This is a genomic window from Pseudofrankia asymbiotica (genome assembly GCF_001983105.1).
GTDB classification, from domain to species: domain Bacteria; phylum Actinomycetota; class Actinomycetes; order Frankiales; family Frankiaceae; genus Pseudofrankia; species Pseudofrankia asymbiotica.
Window position 1 is genome coordinate 51,912 of record NZ_MOMC01000067.1, and the last position, 15,214, is coordinate 67,125.

Here is a 15,214-nt window from a genome sequence, read left to right on the forward strand (position 1 = left end):
CCCGTCTGTGCCACGCCGGCTGGTGGCCAGGCACCCGGCCGCCCGCACGGATGCCTCCGCTACCGGGTGTTTCCGGGCCTGGCCGTCGGTACCCGCTCTAGGTACCCAGCTGGCGTGGTGCGATGCGACGCCCGTCCCGGGCGCGCCTCGCGGGTCCATACCCGATCGTAAGTGGTCCGGCGACTCTTGGGGATCCCTCCTGCCGTCCTGGCCGCCCGTGCCGTCTTCCGTCGCCCGTTGGCGCCCAGGGCACTGGCTCCGCCGCCCGGATGGGGCACGTCGATCTCACGGAATGTTACTGTCCGCAACTGAGGTGTAACTGATTGTTCGGAAGGGGTGGGCATGGTTGGCCAAGGAGCAGATCGCGATGCCRCTCGCCGCGCTGCCGCCCGCCGCGCGAGGGCCCAGGCCGCCATTCCCACGCCCCGCGACGGGGAACCGGACGCTGGCGGCGGAGCCGTCCCCTCGACCGTGAAGGCGGCCAGGACCTTCAAGTACCTCAAGCCGGCCACCCTCACGGAACCCGTCGAGCATGTCGAGTCCGGCGGCCCCGCGGGACCTGCCGAACCCGAACCCGAACCCAAACCCGAGCCCGAGCCCGCCGAGCCCGAGCCCGCCGAGCCCAAGCCCAAGCCCAAGCCCATCCCGTCCAAGTCGGCCCAGTCCGAGTCCGTCCAGCCCAGGAAGACGGCCGGGCCGGCCAGGGCGGTCGGGTCCTCGGCGGCCGTGCCGTCGGCGCGCACCGCCGAGATCGAGGCGGCGCGGCCGGGGGCCGGGCCACGGACGACCGGCGAGCAGGGCGAGCGGCCGGACACGACCCTGCCGGTCGACCGGTCGCCGGCGTCGGCCGTGCGGGCCGGTTGGCACCTGGCGCCAGGCGGGCTGGCCCTCGCGGCGGCCATGCCCGCGGCCGCGGGCGGCGTGGTCGTCCTCGCCGGAGTGGCCTACCTGGGATGGCGGGCCCGCCACATCGGCGGCACCGGGCTCACCGGCGCGGTGTGCTTCGTCGCGGAGATGGTTGCCTACCTGACGCTGGCCGTGCTGGCCGTRCATGCCGCCCGGGTGAACCAACGCTTCGTCCGCCGCGCGCCCGGCCCGGCGGGATCGCTGGACGTGTTCGTCGTGGCGCGGGGCGAGCCGCTCGCCGAGGTCGACCACGCGCTGCGCTCCGCCCGCGACCTCGCGTACCCGCACCGGACCTACCTGGTCGCCGACACCCGGGTCGACGGCGCCGCCACGCGCCGCGCCCTCRCGCTCGAGGCACTCGCCGAGCGGCTGGACGTCACCTGCCTCTGGCGCGCCGACGGGCCGACGGGCCGGCCAGGACTGCTCAACATGGCGCTCGCCCGCACCGGAGGTGAGGCGGTCCTGCTGCTCGACGCGGGTGACGTCGTCACCCCGAACGCCGCCCACCAGATGCTTGGCTACCTGCGTGACCCGCACGTCGGGCTGGTCGCCCCGGGGTGGCGGGCCGCCGCCGACCCCGGCCCCCTGCCGGACCGGTCCGAGCCGGCGTTTGCGCGCCTGCTGGCCGCCGCCAGGGACCGCGACGGCGCCGCCGCCGGTGCCGGCAGCGGCACTCTCTACCGACGGGCCGCGCTCGAGACCGTCGACGGGTTCAGCGAGCGTGGCGGCACGGAGGAGCCCCGTACCTCCTATGAGCTGCACGCGGCCGGCTGGGCGAGCGTCCACCACCCGTCCGTCCTGGTCGCCCGCGCCACCCGGCCGCCGGCGACGGCCGCCCGGCTCCTGGTCATCCGTGCCGTCGACCGGCTGCGCATCCTGCTGTTCGACAACCCGCTGCGCAAGCCCGGCCTCGACCGCCGGCAGCGGGCGCATTACCTGTGGGACGCCGCGGCGCCACTGCTGGCCGCCGCGCAGGCCGGGATATGGCTCGGCCCGGCGCTGGTGGTCCTCGGCGGCGGCCGGCTCGCGACAGGTGCCGGCGCGGTTGGCTGGCTCGGCTTCGGACTGCCCTACCTGGCCGCCGCCGCGCTGTTCGGCTTCGCGGTGACCGGTACGGGCGGTACCGGCGCGAAGGGCGCCGCGGTGGCGCTCGCGGGCTGGTTGGCCTTGATCCCCCTCTCGCTGATGGCCGTGGCCCGAGTCACCCTCCTCGGCGGCCGGACGGGCGCCGGCACCGCCCCGGACGTCGCGCCGCCCGTCCCAGGCCCCGCTCCCGCTCCCGCTCCCGCGTCGCCCGCGACGGTGTCAGCGTCGTCGAAGGCGTCGGCGAAGCCGTTGACGCCGGCGGCCTCCACCAGCACGGCGACCGTGCCCGTGCCCGTGCCCGTGCCCGTGCCCGTGCCCGCGACCGCGACCGGGCACGCGGCGATCGCCGCTGGGGTCCCCGCGAGCGGGCCGGCGGGCCCGGGGAAGATCCGGATCTCCGTGCGACGCCCGTTCGGGTGGATCTCCCGGTCGCGGTGGGCCGAGTGCCGTGGGGCGGCGGCGCGGCTGGCCTCGGAGGCCTGGACGCCGCTTCTGCCTGTGCCACTCGCCGCCGCCGTGCTCGCCGTCGCGGTCGTCGCCGCCGGGGTGCGGCCGGAACGCGCCACCCTGGGCGTGGTCGGGTGGGCGGCCGCGGTCCTGCTCGCCATCGCGAAGCCCGTGGCGGCGGGCTGCGGGATCCCCTGGACGACCCCGAACGACCGCCGCCGCCTGCACGCGACCATCGCGGCGGTGGCGCTGCTCGCGATGTTCCTCGTCCTCGTCTTCGGCTGAGGCGCGCCGCGGCGGAGCAGCCCTGCGTGAGCCGCGGGCCGGGACGGCGCGGATGCCTTCGTCACCGCGGACGGTGACGAGAGGACAGTGGCCTTCGTCACCCACAGCGCCAGGGAGGGCGGGTCCCCGCTCCTCGAGCGGAGGCCCCCAGCGCCGGGCCCAGGCGTGCCATCTTCGACGAACACGGCGGTTTTGAGACGTGGCGTGGAGGGGAACACCTCCGCTCGGAACGGGAATTCATCACTTTCCGTGACCGTGTTCGGCGGGTGATCCGGGCCGCCGCCGGCGGCTGACCTGCTGTGCTGGCGGTGCTGGCGCACGTGATCGGTCACGTGTGCCCGCGGCATTCGTTCGTCGACAGTGCGTGGCGGGGTGGACCCGTGCGTTTCGCCGTTCTGTCGGCCGGTTACAGTGTGCGCGAAGCGGATAACCCCATCCGCTTCTCTCCCCCAAGTCCCCGCGACCCCAGGAACTCGAAGCGGAGTCAACGATGTGTGAGCGGCTCGCCCTCTTCGGGGCGATACGCCCGCACCGCTGGCATGCTGAGCACGCCGCGAGGGACGCTGCCGTCGGTTCCGACACGTTGAGTGACCATTGGTGGGTCTCTCTGGCGTGCGCGGGTGCACCGGCGGCGCGACCTGYGTCGTCGCCCTCGTCATACACCCCAAGGAACGGCTGAGTCTTGATGTCGGAAAACGTAGACGTCGTCGTCATCGGCGCCGGACCGGCGGGCCTCACCGCCTCCTACGAGCTGCACCGGTACGGGATCCCCTCGACCATCCTCGAGGCCGACACCCAGGTGGGTGGAATCTCCCGCACCGTTGAGCGTGACGGCTGGCGGTTCGACATCGGTGGCCACCGGTTCTTCTCGAAGGTCCAGCGAGTCGAGGACTTCTGGCACGAGATCCTGCCGCAGGAGGACTTCCTGCTGCGGCCGCGCAAGAGCCGGATCTTCTACCAGGGCAAGTACTACGACTACCCGATCAAGGCCGTGAACGCGCTGCAGAACCTTGGCCCCAAGGAGGCCGCGGTCTGCATCGCCTCGTATCTGCAGGCACGGGTCAGGCCGCCGAAGGACCAGTCGGACTACGAGAGCTGGCTGGTCGCCCGCTTCGGCTGGCGGCTCTACCGGACGTTCTTCAAGACCTACACCGAGAAGGTCTGGGGCGTCCCGGTCAGCGAGATGCCGGCCGACTGGGCCGCGCAGCGCATCAAGAGCCTCAACCTCGGCAATGCGATCCTCAACGCGGTCAAGCCGAAGACGAACCAGAAAGAGATCACCTCGCTCATCGAGGAGTTCGAGTACCCGAAGTACGGCCCCGGGATGATGTGGGAGGTCTGTCGCGACAAGGTCGTCGCCCAGGGCTCCAAGGTCGTCCTGGAGACCAAGGTGACCAAGATCCGGCATGAGAACGGCAAGGCCTACGAGGTCGTCGCCGAGCACGCCGACGGCGACGTCGAGGTTCTCCCGGCGACCGAGGTCATCTCCTCGATGCCGATCTCGCAGCTCATCGAGATCATGGACCCGCCGGTGCCGCCGCGGGTGCTCAAGGCGGCCCACGGCCTGCGCTACCGCGACTTCCTCACCGTCGCCCTGGTCGTGCCGGCGAGCGCCGTGTCGTGGACGGACAACTGGATCTACATCCACGACCCGAGCGTCCGCACCATGCGGATCCAGAACTTCGCCTCGTGGTCGCCTTACCTCGTCAAGGACGGCCGCAACGTCCTCGGCCTCGAGTACACCGTGTTCGAGAACGACGCCGACTGGACCGCCTCGGACGAGAAGCTCATCGAGCAGGGCAAGCAGGAGCTCGACCGGCTCGGCCTGGTCAAGTACCTCGACATCGAGGCCGGCTACGTCGTTCGCCAGCCGAAGGCGTACCCGATCTACGACGACGTCTACGCGGCCAACGTCGACGTCATCCGCGGCTGGCTGACCGACTACGCCAGCAACGTGCACCCGGTCGGTCGCAACGGCATGTTCCGCTACAACAACGCCGACCACTCGATGTTCACCGCCATGCTGACGGCGGAGAACATCGCGAAGGGCACGGACCACGACGTCTGGACGGTCAACGTCGAGGAGGAGTACCACGAGGAGAAGGCCTCCTCCGGTGCTCCGAAGCCGGCGGGCTCGCACGGCACCGGACGCGACGCGCCGGTCCTGTCCCGCAAGGTCCTCGACGCCGCCCGCTCCCGTGTCGGCGGCTCGCACTAGCGGGTAACCAGCAGGAAGTACTCCCCGGCCCCGGCGCGCATCGCGTGCCGGGGCCGTCACCTTTTCTGGCCCAGATCCGTCAGCCGGGGCCGGGGAAGGCCGTGGTGGCCGGAGCCGTGTCCGTCAGCCGGCGTGGCGGCGGGCGGGGCGGACCAGGGCCTCCTGGACGACGGTGGCGACGAGGGTGCCGGCCGCGTCGAAGAACTCGCCGACGGCCAGCCCCCTGGCACCCGACGCGGTCGGGCTCTCCTGGTCGAACAGCAGCCACTCGTCGGCCCGGAACGGGCGGTGGAACCAGACCGCGTGGTCGAGCGAGGTCAGCTGCATGCCCTGGCCCGCGCCGCCTTCCGCGCCGCGGATCGAGTGCGACAGCGTCAGGTCCGACATGTAGACCAGGGCGCAGGCCTGCGTGTGCTGGTCGTCCGGCAGCTTCTCGGTCACCCGCAGCCAGGCGCGCATTCGGGCCGGCGCCGGCTGCGAACCGTCGACCGGTCCACCGGGCTGCTCGCCCGCCTCGCTGGTCGCCGCGGGCTGGTCCGCCGGCGACACGACCCGCACCTCGAAGCCGCGCCGAGCCCAGGCGTTGCGCCGCTCGTTGGCCCACTCTTCGGTGCCGCCCCGCGGGGCGTTGGCTCCCGCCTGCTCGGGGTCGCGCGGCGGCCGGCCGTCGAACAGCGGGAGGCCGTCCGGGGGCGGCGGGACGCGCGGCGCCCGGCGCTGGTGGTCGACCGGGCTGTCCTCGTGGCGGTGGAACGACGCGGACAGGACGAAGATCGCCTCGTCGTGCTGGACGGCGGTGATCCGCCGGGTGGTGAACGATCTCCCGTCGCGGATCCGCTCGACGTGGTAGTCGATCGGGAGGGTGGGGTCGCCGCCGCGGATGAAGTAGCTGTGCAGCGAGTGCACCGGCCGGTCCGGGTCGACGGTCGACGTCGCCGCCACGAGCGCGTGCGCGGCGACATGCCCGCCGAAAGCCCGCAGCGGCGCGCCCTCGTGGCTGAGCCCACGGAACAGGTCCGGCTCGGGCTGCTCGAGCGTCAGCAGGTCCAGGAAGGAGCCGGCCCCGCCGGTCACCGCCGTGCCCACATCGACCTCCGCGCTGTCTGTCCCACGGCCTTCGGCCGTGCGGCGCCGCCCGGCGCCGCGGCCGTGATCCGGTGACCGCTCCCCGACGGTACCCGCCCCGCCGTCGCGCCGACCTATGGTCATGGTCATAGCCGCCCGTGCCCGGCCTCGTGCTCGCCGGGCCGGACGGCCGCGCTCACTCGTCGGCTGGCTGCTCGGCCGCGAGCCGCCTGGCCTCGCGCTCGAAGTGCTCGGCCTCGGCGACGCGCTGGGCGCCGGCCGGATAGCGGGCCCGCCGCGCCTCGACGGCGGCCCGGGCCTGGCGCAGGGCGTCGTCGAGGCTGTCGCCCTCCTCGCTGAGGACGGCCGCCAGCAGCGCCCTCGCCAGGAGCAGCTCGGGCCAGCCGGGGTCGAGGTTCGCGCCGACCCGGCGGTTGGCCGCCAGCACATAGCGGATCTCCGCGGCCGCCTGGGACGGCTCGCCGGCGAGCAGCAGCGCGTGCGCGTGCACCAGCTGGGTGCGCAGCGTCGCGTCCGACGTCGCGCCGAACCGTTCCCGGCGCGCGGCCAGCACCGCCGCGGCCACCGCGCGCCCCTCCGCGATGAGCTCGTCGCGCGGGCGCGCCAGGTCGTCCTCGGGCACCGGGGGATAGCGGTCGTGCTGGGACCTCCAGGCGTCCGGATCGATCGGCTCGGAGCCGGACGCGGATGCGGATGCTGGGATCGCGGGGGAGCCGTCGGCGGGACCGGGGGCCGGAGGGCCCGCGTCGTGGCCGGGTGGGTCCGCCCGCTCGGCGACCCTGAGGAGGGTCTGGGCGAGGATCAGCCGCGCGATCCAGGTGAACGAGTGGTCCGCTCCCCAGACGKCGTCGCGGACCGTCACCTCCTCGCGCGCGATCTGGCAGGCGCGGCGCAGGTCGTCGCGCCCGCCGCGGTCGCGCAGCGCGATGGCGAGGTTGGCGTGCGCCGTGCTGGTGCGGTCCGCCTTCGCGCCGAGGATCGCCAGCCGACGCCGCCACTCGACCTCGTACGTCTGCGCGGCCGTGTCCAGGTCGGCCGGGCCGCCGGACAGCCGGGTGTACCGGGCGTGCAACGCCTTGATGCCCATCAGCGTGGTGTCGTGCCGGTCGAGCGCGAGCTCGGCGCGGGCGTGCAGCTGCGCCCAGACCCGCGTGGACTCGGCCACCGAGCGGGTGCGGCTGTGCAGCTCCTCGGCGTGGTACTCGACCAGCAGCGCGAGCGGGCTCGTGGCCCCGAGCACCTGGCGGACCTCCTCGTACAGCCCGACGAGCGGCCGCGGGTCGGCGGTCGCGTCGGTGTAGGTCAGCACCGTCTGGGCCCGGCCGCGCAGCCGGCGCTCCACCTCGTCGTCGCGCTCCGGCTCACCGGCCGGTGGCGGGCTCGGCGTCATCGGTCCTCCCCGTCGGCTCGCTCGCCCGGACCATCCGGTTCGCCATCGCCCGGTGGTCCTGGCGGTCGGCCCTCGGGTCCTGGCGGGTCGGACGGGCCTGGTGGGTCCGGCCGTGTCAGCTGGTCCAGGACGGCGCGCAGCCTGGGGGTGAGCTCGTCGGACATCCGGTGCCGCTCCTCGGCGGGCAGCCCGGGCAGCAGGTGCTCCAGCTGGGTCAGCAGGTCGACGGCGTCGGTGGTGATCTTCTCGGAGTGGGCCGGGGCCCGGGTGACCAGCGCCGCGAGGCGGCGATGGACCGCGCCGAGCACGAAGCCGGGTCCTATGCCGCTCGCGCCGAGCGCGGTGCGCACCACGGTCGTCAGCAGGCAGGTGACCTCGGTGAGCCGCGCGTCGCCGCCCGAACCGTCACCGTCCGGCCCGGTGGGGCGCTCGTTCCCGGGGTCGGCGAGCGTGAGCAGATCCTCGACCGCGGCCAGCGGCGGGGCGAACCCGGACACGATCGCCAGTGGGCGCGAGCACACCGCCCAGTCCGCCACGACCCGCACTAGGCTCGCCGCGGCGAGCCAGCGATCGACGACCGCCAGGTCGTCGAGCGTCTCCAGCCAGCCTTCGCGGTGGGGCCAGTAGCTCCATACCTTCGTCTCCGTCACCAGCAGGTCGAGCACGCGCTCCCCATGGCGCCGCTCGTACAGGCGCGCCGCCGCCGTCGCTCGTAGCGTGCCCGCGAGCGACCCCGGGCTTCTCGGGCTCACCAGGTAGTAGAGGGTCGACGGCCGGCGCTGCCCCGCCGCGGCGGCCAGCGCGTCGCGCGCCAGGCCGTCGATCGACCCCTCGCTGGCGTCGAGAAACTCCACCAGCGTCTCGTAGTACCTGATCCTCGTCTGCCAGTTCAGCCGCTGCAGCGGCCCGCCGGTGTCCCGCCGCGCGGGATCGGGCCGGAAACGCGCGGCCCTGTACCACCGGGCCACCGCGGTGGCCTCAAGTTCCGCAGTCAGTCGCACGATGGTTCCCCCGTCAGTCCCACCATGGCCCATGTCACCGGTCAGCGGGCGAACAATGACACCCGCGGTCATCGGCGCAACCGGGCACGCAATGTTTGCCGTACCCCAGATAATGCGCATATATGTCAATACCCGGACGGACGGTCGTGTGATGACGGACAGCCGTGCGGGCCGCCCGCCGTACGTGCGCGGTGACGGGCGGAAAGTCAGCATAATGAAAGCCGGCCAATGGCGGGCGGCGACGTCGGCGGACRCACGCCGTGGCCGTCGGCGGTCACCTTCCCGCAGGCCCCAGGGCCTGGCCCACACGGCGGGTCCGGCCGTGCGTCGATCAGAGATGAACCATGGACGGTACTGATCCCGCGGCCATGCACGCTGAGCTGCGCTCGCTCGCGCGCGGGCGCGGCCTGCGGTCCGCGAACCTCGACGCCAGGACCGGGCCGTTGCTGCGCCGCTATGCCGCCCTCGGCGACCTGTCCGGCGGCCCGCTGCGGTCCCGGCTCGTGGGCTGGCTCGGTGAGCGGCTGGCGGCGCTGCCGGAGGACCTGCGCCTGGTCGCCGGGGTGTCCCTCGGCGTGGACCCCCGAGCCGGCCACCGGCTGCTGACGGAACGGCTCAGCTGGCTCGCCGTCGAGTTCGAGCGGGATCCGCGTACTCTGCGCCGCCGCGGCCAGGAGGCCTTCCGCCTGCTGGCGGAGATGATCATTGCTGGGGGTGGCCAGGACGGCGTCGGCCAGGCACGCGGCGGGCAGGAGACGCACCGCCGGGAGACGTCCGCGGCGCGGGACGCGGCCGTGTCCGGGACGGCCGGCTGGTATGTGGAGCGGGTGTGGGCACTGGTGCGGCTCGACGCGCCCACACCCGAGCTGCTGGAATCGAGGCGGATCGTCGCCCTCGAGGACGGGCTGCGGGAGGTTGCCCTGTCGATGAGTCTGCCCCGCCCGCCCGACGCGCCGCCCAGCCCGCGTGACCTCGGCGTGGACGTGATGTTCGGTGGCCGGATCGTCCGGGTCGACCGGCGGGGCGACACGCTCTTCTCCCCGGTGCTGCGGCTGCCTCGCCCACTGGGTGCCGAGGAGCGGCACGAGTTCGGGTGCGTGTGGCGGGTGCCGCCGGGGCAGCCGATGATGCCGCACTACGCGATGAACCCGACGGTCCGCTGCGACGCGCTGGACCTGCGGGTACGGTTCCCCGAGGGTGCGGAGCCCAGAGTGCACCGCCTGGACGGCCTGCCGCTGCGCGCGGTCGAGGACCTCACCATCGATCTTCCGGACGTGCCGCTGGACGGGGCGGGGGAGGTGTCGGCGCGTTTCGGCCACCTCGGCCTCGGCCTGAGCTACGGCCTGCGTTGGACCTGAACGCCGTCCACCCGAGTGCCTCCCGCCCCCGCCGCCGTCCGGCGAGTCCGGGGGACTCGCCGGACGGCCCGCGCGGTGACCGGCGACGCCGACGTGTCGTCCGCGCGGGCCGTGTCCCCGGGCCGGCGTCAGGAGGTCCGTGCCCGTCCCACGCCGGTCTGGTTCGCGTCCCTCGGCTCCTCGTTCTCGCCGCCGCTGCCGTCGCAGCCGGCCCACCCGGCACCGCCGCCGGCGGTGGCGCCGCTGGCTGTGCTGACGCCGACGGTCTCGGTGACTTTCCCTGCCCCGCGCATGCTGCTGCCCATGTCGTTTCCCTCGTTCGCGAGCCCGGCCGGCGACTCCGCCGGCCGGCCTGCCGCGAGCTACGGACCGCGGCCGACGCCTCCCCGTACCGGGCGTCGACCGCCCCGCGGCCGCGGCGCGTTCTCCGAAGATCCGTCGGTACGGATCTCGCCCCACCGGCGGACCTGCCGGGAGGGATCCGGGTACCCCGGCGGCGACGGCGAAGCCGCGCGGTCGGGGTACCCGCTGACTGGTCGTGATGATCAGAGTGCGCCCTTGGCGTCGAGATACGTGAGACATAAGCCGGACAACTCTTCACAGGAGTTGAACAACTCATCCTGGTGGTCGCCCGGATGACGGCGACCCATCTCGACTGGACAAAAGCCGGCCACATTCCGGACATGGTGCGTCCTGGACGGGCCGATTAGGCGAGCCGCCATGCCCGCCCGTCGCGGCGGGCCGGCCGGCTCGCGCTATCGGTTGCTCGGTTCCATCGCATCCCCCGATCGCTGGTGTCATCTCCGGCGACGCCAGTAGACCAGTCCCGCATGCCGCGGAAATGGTCGAAATACGGGGAGCGGTCAGATTCGTCCGGGCCGTCGTCCCGGTGCGCGGCCGACGGGGCGCGGCCGGCGGCGCGCCTGAGCCAGTACGCGTCCGGTCAGCAGATCCGGGCGGCCAGAAGGCAGGAGTCGCCGCCCTGCTGGCCGCCGCCCGCGGGCTCCCGGCCCTGGGGCGGACGGCCACCGGACAGGTCGGCGAGCAGCGCGTCGCACGCCGCTGTGAGCGGCGGGACGCCGAGGCCCGCCGGGTGGGCGGCGAACGCCCTGGAGACGGCGGCCGCGAGTGCGTCGAGGCGCTCGGCCAGCGGCGTGCCCGACCCGTCGACCAGGCCGGCCGAGTAGAGGAGGACGGTCGCGCCGACCGGCATCGTGATGGTGCTCTGCGCGTATTCGGTCCCGGCCCGGGTGTCCGGGCCCCCACTGACGCTGACACCGGGGCCGGCGCCCGGCACGGCGCCGAGCAACGGGCCGTGCATGTCGCCGAGGAACGACACCGCACCGTCGGGGCTGACGAGCACCGGCGGCGGATGACCGGCGTTGCACCAGGTCAGATGCCCGGTCGGGACGTCGAGCCGGGCCGTCGCGGCCGAGGTGATCGCGCGGTGGCCGCCCGCGAACAGCACGTCCGCGAGCCGGGTGGTGATCTCGGACGGCGGCAGGTCAAGCAGGGCATAGGCGCGGGTCGCGTGGCACAGCTCGGCCATGAGCGCCGCGGCGCCGGGGCCGTGCCCACCGACGTCGCCGACGTCGAGGACGACGGTGTCCGCCGAGAGCGCCGTGACGTCGTACCAGTCCCCGCCGACGCGTTCGGGATCGCTCGCGGCCACTCGCCGGGCGGCCAGGTCCAGGCCGGGCAGAACCGGGAGCCGCCTCGGCGGCAGTGACTCCCACACCGACCGCGCCGCGGCCAGCGCCACCGTGTGCTCGCCCGCGGTGGACGGCACCGGGGAGGCGGCCGGCACGCCGGCATCGCCTGGCGTGGCCGCGGCCGTCCTGGGCGGAGCCGGCGCGGCCGACTCGGCCGCGCCGGCCTGGTGATGGGTGCGGGCGTCGGTGGCGGCCGCGGCGAGGGCGCCGGGCAGCTCGTGTGCCACCGCCACCGAGACGGTCTGGGCCAGGGCCTGCTCCAGTGCGGAGGCCAGCCCGCCCGCCATCATCTCGGTGAACGACTCGTTGATCGACTCGGTGAGCGTGCCCGTGAGCGACTCGGCCACCGCCTCGCCCAGCGCCGCCGCCATGATCGCGTCCACCACGGCGCTGGAGGCTCCGACCGCCGTGCCGGTCCCGGCCGCCGTGCCGGTCCCGGCCGCCGCGACGCTCCCGGCCGCGGCGGCGGCCCGCCTGCCGGCCTTCTTGCCGATCTTGCCGGCGCGCTTGCCGCCGTGCCTGGCGCCGCGCGGCTTCTTCGCCGGGCCGGACGTCGTCGCCGCTGGCCAGTCCAGGTCCGCGTTCGGGCCGCCGTGGCCGGCCTTATGGGCGTTCTTGGTCGCTGCTCGTCCCACTGCCCACCCCGGTTGAGTCGGTTTCCCGCCGACTGGCGGGGTACCCGGCCCGCCCGGAGAAAACCGCGCCGCCCAGGTCGGGGACGGCCCGCGCCGGCGGCGTGATCGTGAGCTCCGCCCCGGTCTCTCGCGGGGACGGGATTAGTTCGGGGCGCTGGCGCGATACTTCAGGCATGGAACGCGTGTCGGCGGACCGGCCGGACAGCTCGCGCGCCTCTCGCTCGAACGGGTCGGCGGACGTCACGGCGGCGCCGCGCCCGGCCACCACGCCCGAGACCTGCGCCGTCCCCGCGGGCAAGGGCGCCGCGCCCGGGATGACCACGCCGGCGGGTCCGCCCGAGCCGGACGGCGGGCTGGTGCTGCCAGCGACACCGGTCCTGGTGGGCGAACGGCCGTCGCGGGGTGACCCGGACGCGCCGGTGGTCCTGGTCGAGTACGGGGACTTCCAGTGCCCGTACTGCGCGCAGGCGGCGCCGGTGCTGCACGAGCTGGTGGAGTCGGACGGGACGCTGGTGCGGCACGAGTTCCGGCACTTCCCGGTGTTCGAGATCCATCCGTACGCGCTGACAGCGGCGCTCGCCGCCGAGGCGGCGCACGCGCACGGCCAGTTCTGGCGGATGCACGACCTGCTGTTCGCCCACCAGGACAGGCTCAAGGACATTGATTTGCGGATCCGTGCCGAGCGCCTCGGCCTCGACCCCGACCTGGTTGTCGGCGACGCGGCCCAGCCCTACGGCGACGCCGTCGAGGCGGACTACGAGCGCGGCGTCGCCGAGGGCGTGCGCGGCACTCCGACGCTGTTCGTCAACGGCCAGCTGTTCCGCGGCCGCCCGGAGCTGCCGGCGCTGCGCCGCGCGGTCCGCGTGGCCGCGACGTCCACCCTGGTGACGGCACCGCGGCCGACGCCCTCGCCGGTGCCCGCGCTCGCCGGCTCCGCCGGGGCGCTGCTCGTGGACGACGGCGACCTGGCGGACCTGAGGGATTCCGCGGATCCGGCAACGCCAGCCGCTGGCCGTGCCCGCTGGTGGGCGCCCTGGGCCGCGCGCCGCTGACCGCCGCGTCGTCACAAGCCGTCACACGCCGTCACAGGCGGCCAGTCCTGCCAGGGCTGGCCGCCTTCCCCGGGCGTCAGCTCCAGCGCGCGGGGACCGCGGGCGGGCGCCAGGGGCGGGGCGGGAGCGGCGGTGGGAGGCCTTCGCTGTTCGGGGAACAGAGCGGCATGCGCTCACCGAGGTAGCGCAGCAGGACGCTGCCGGCGGTCGCGGCGATCAGCGAGCCGACCAGGATGCCGATCTTGGCCTGGTCGCGCAGCGCCTCGTCGTCGAACGCCAGCTGGGTGATGAACAGCGAGATCGTGAAGCCGATCCCGGCGAGCACCGACGCGCCCAGCACATGCCCATAGCGGACCTGACCCGGCAGCACGCCCAGGCCGGTGCGTACCGCGCAGGTCGCGGCGAGGGTGATGCCGACCGCGTTGCCGATCAGCAGCGCCACCACGACGCCGTGCGTCACCGGTGAGCTGGCCGCCGTCCGCAGCGTCTCGCCGTTCAGGCGTACCCCGGCGTTCGCCAGCCCGAAGAGCGGGACGACGACGAACGCGCTGACCGGGTGCAGCAGGTGCTGCAGGCGCTCGTTCGGCGCGACCGCCGCCCGCGCCGCCGACACCGCCAGCGCCGAACGCGACGCCGTCGAGTCCTCCTGTAGCGCCCGCACGAACACGGGCACGTTGTCGATCTCCTCCCGGCGGGGCGGGAACGCCGGCACCAGCAGCCCGATCAGCACCCCCGCCAGCGTCGCGTGCACCCCCGAGGCGTGCACCGCGAGCCACAGCAGCGCCGCGGCGATCAGGTAGGGCGTGAGCTGCCAGACGCCCATCCAGCGCAGCGCGACGATCGCCGCCACCGCGGCGGCGGCCAGGATCAGCGCCATGACGTCGACGTGCTTTGAATAGAAGACGGCGACGACGGTGATCGCGCCGATGTCGTCGACGACCGCCAGTGTCAGCATGAACAGCCGCAGCCGGTCCGGGCAGCGCGGCCCGAACAGCGCGAGGATCCCGAGGACGAACGCCGTGTCGGTCGACATCGCGATGCCCCACCCGGCGCCCCCGGCGCCGGACCGGTTGAACAGCCAGTAGACCAGCGCGGGGGTGGCGAGGCCGCCGACCGCGCCCAGCGCCGGCACCGCCACCGACCGCCGGTCGCGCAGCTCACCGGTCGTCGCCTCCCGGCTGATCTCCAGGCCGACGACCATGAAGAAGATCGCCATCGCGCCGTCGTTCACCCAGTCGTGCACGGTGAGTCGCAACGAGGCGCCGCCGACGGTCAACGCCGTCGACGTGTCCCAGAAATGCTCGTAGCTCGACGACCAGGGAGAGTTCGCCCAGAGCAGCGCGAGGACGGTGGTGCCGAGCAGCAGCACCGCGCTGCCCGCCTCGGTCGCGAGGAACTCCCGCACGGCCGGCGCCGGCCCGGGAATGCTCACCCGCAGCGCCGGCCCCGGCCGCGGCGGCGCCGTCACCGCCCACCGTCCACACGCCGCACCCACCGCCGCCCGAGGATCACTGCCCTCCCACCGGCACACACCTCACACCACGAATTGCCCGCTAGCTGTCGTCCCCCCAGCCCCGAGCGTATCGACTCCACCCCAACCGGGTACACGCCTCCACCGCCCGCCTAGTGCGCTGACCGCCTACGTTGGCTGGGGCGGAGTGCGGTGATCGGGTTGCGCCTGTCTGGGTGTTCGGGTGTGCACTGTCGGTACCGATGTGTGAGTGGTACCGGGAGGTGGACGTCATGGCGCAACCCGTGCGAGCACGGCGGCTGACCGACGAGGAGGGCCGCCGGCTGTTGAGGATCGTGCGGCGGGGGACGCACTCCTCGGTCCGGTTCCGCCGCGCCCTGATCATCATGGCGTCGGCGAGTGGGAACACCGTCCCGGCGATCGCCCGGCTGGTCGCCGCGGACGAGGACACGGTCCGCCAGGTGATCCACCGGTTCAACGAGATCGGCCTGGACTGCCTGGACCCTCACTGGGCGGGTGGCCGTCCCCGCCGGATCAGCCCTGAGGACGAGGCATTCCTCGTGGCGG

The 15,214-nt window shown here is 74.1% G+C and carries 11 protein-coding genes; 5 read left to right on the forward strand and 6 right to left on the reverse strand.

The genetic code is table 11. The annotated features are described in order from the left end of the window. Positions 1 to 471 precede the first annotated feature (471 nt). Both BL253_RS29760 and BL253_RS29765 read left to right on the forward strand, forming a co-directional pair. Positions 472 to 2,724 (forward strand): glycosyltransferase, encoded by a 2,253-nt coding sequence (locus BL253_RS29760; RefSeq protein ID WP_076820629.1) that lies wholly within the window; start codon positions 472 to 474, stop codon positions 2,722 to 2,724. A gap of 685 nt (positions 2,725 to 3,409) precedes the next feature. After that, positions 3,410 to 4,942: an NAD(P)/FAD-dependent oxidoreductase gene (locus BL253_RS29765; protein WP_076820630.1), complete on the forward strand. Its 1,533-nt coding sequence runs from the start codon at positions 3,410 to 3,412 to the stop codon at positions 4,940 to 4,942. 123 nt (positions 4,943 to 5,065) lie between these two features. Here BL253_RS29765 and BL253_RS29770 read toward each other — a convergent pair whose 3' ends face one another. From BL253_RS29770 to BL253_RS29780, 3 genes are all read right to left on the reverse strand, one after another. Continuing rightward, entirely contained in the window at positions 5,066 to 6,028 is a 963-nt protein-coding gene (locus BL253_RS29770; RefSeq protein WP_076820640.1) for an acyl-CoA thioesterase, read from the reverse strand. A 175-nt stretch (positions 6,029 to 6,203) separates the two neighbouring features. Then, positions 6,204 to 7,418, reverse strand: coding sequence for a hypothetical protein (locus BL253_RS29775; RefSeq protein WP_076820631.1), 1,215 nt, complete (start codon positions 7,416 to 7,418; stop codon positions 6,204 to 6,206). Then, positions 7,415 to 8,419 (reverse strand): hypothetical protein, encoded by a 1,005-nt coding sequence (locus tag BL253_RS29780; RefSeq protein ID WP_076820641.1) that lies wholly within the window; start codon positions 8,417 to 8,419, stop codon positions 7,415 to 7,417. The genes BL253_RS29775 and BL253_RS29780 overlap by 4 nt, the downstream gene beginning before the upstream one ends. A gap of 344 nt (positions 8,420 to 8,763) precedes the next feature. Here BL253_RS29780 and BL253_RS29785 point away from each other — a divergent pair, with 344 nt between their 5' ends. Then, positions 8,764 to 9,777, forward strand: coding sequence for a hypothetical protein (locus BL253_RS29785; protein WP_076820632.1), 1,014 nt, complete (start codon positions 8,764 to 8,766; stop codon positions 9,775 to 9,777). Positions 9,778 to 9,905: 128 nt separating this feature from the next. Here the strand turns inward: BL253_RS29785 and BL253_RS42525 are convergent, their stop codons facing one another. Beyond that, a complete protein-coding gene (locus tag BL253_RS42525) occupies positions 9,906 to 10,082 on the reverse strand; it encodes a hypothetical protein (RefSeq protein ID WP_158230446.1) in 177 nt (58 codons plus the stop codon). 638 nt (positions 10,083 to 10,720) lie between these two features. Further along, positions 10,721 to 12,124 carry a PP2C family protein-serine/threonine phosphatase gene (locus BL253_RS29790; protein ID WP_076820633.1) on the reverse strand — a complete coding sequence of 468 codons (1,404 nt, stop codon included), beginning with the start codon at positions 12,122 to 12,124 and terminating at the stop codon, positions 10,721 to 10,723. A 173-nt stretch (positions 12,125 to 12,297) separates the two neighbouring features. Between BL253_RS29790 and BL253_RS29795 the strand changes: the two genes are divergently transcribed. Continuing rightward, positions 12,298 to 13,176 carry a DsbA family protein gene (locus BL253_RS29795; protein ID WP_241835271.1) on the forward strand — a complete coding sequence of 293 codons (879 nt, stop codon included), beginning with the start codon at positions 12,298 to 12,300 and terminating at the stop codon, positions 13,174 to 13,176. 76 nt (positions 13,177 to 13,252) lie between these two features. Here the strand turns inward: BL253_RS29795 and nhaA are convergent, their stop codons facing one another. Continuing rightward, positions 13,253 to 14,644: a Na+/H+ antiporter NhaA gene (nhaA, locus tag BL253_RS29800; protein WP_076820634.1), complete on the reverse strand. Its 1,392-nt coding sequence runs from the start codon at positions 14,642 to 14,644 to the stop codon at positions 13,253 to 13,255. Positions 14,645 to 14,919: 275 nt separating this feature from the next. Between nhaA and BL253_RS29805 the strand changes: the two genes are divergently transcribed. After that, a partial coding sequence (locus BL253_RS29805; RefSeq protein WP_131831607.1) for a helix-turn-helix domain-containing protein occupies positions 14,920 to 15,214 on the forward strand: 295 nt, incomplete at its 3' end.

Excerpts from the sequence above, each read along its gene's own strand:
- BL253_RS29765 (WP_076820630.1), top strand. The coding sequence starts at position 3,410 with ATGTCGGAAAACGTAGACGTCGTCGTCATCGGCGCCGGACCGGCGGGC.
- BL253_RS29785 (WP_076820632.1), top strand. The coding sequence starts at position 8,764 with ATGGACGGTACTGATCCCGCGGCCATGCACGCTGAGCTGCGCTCGCTC.
- BL253_RS42525 (WP_158230446.1), bottom strand. The coding sequence starts at position 10,082 with ATGGGCAGCAGCATGCGCGGGGCAGGGAAAGTCACCGAGACCGTCGGC.
- BL253_RS29795 (WP_241835271.1), top strand. The coding sequence starts at position 12,298 with ATGGAACGCGTGTCGGCGGACCGGCCGGACAGCTCGCGCGCCTCTCGC.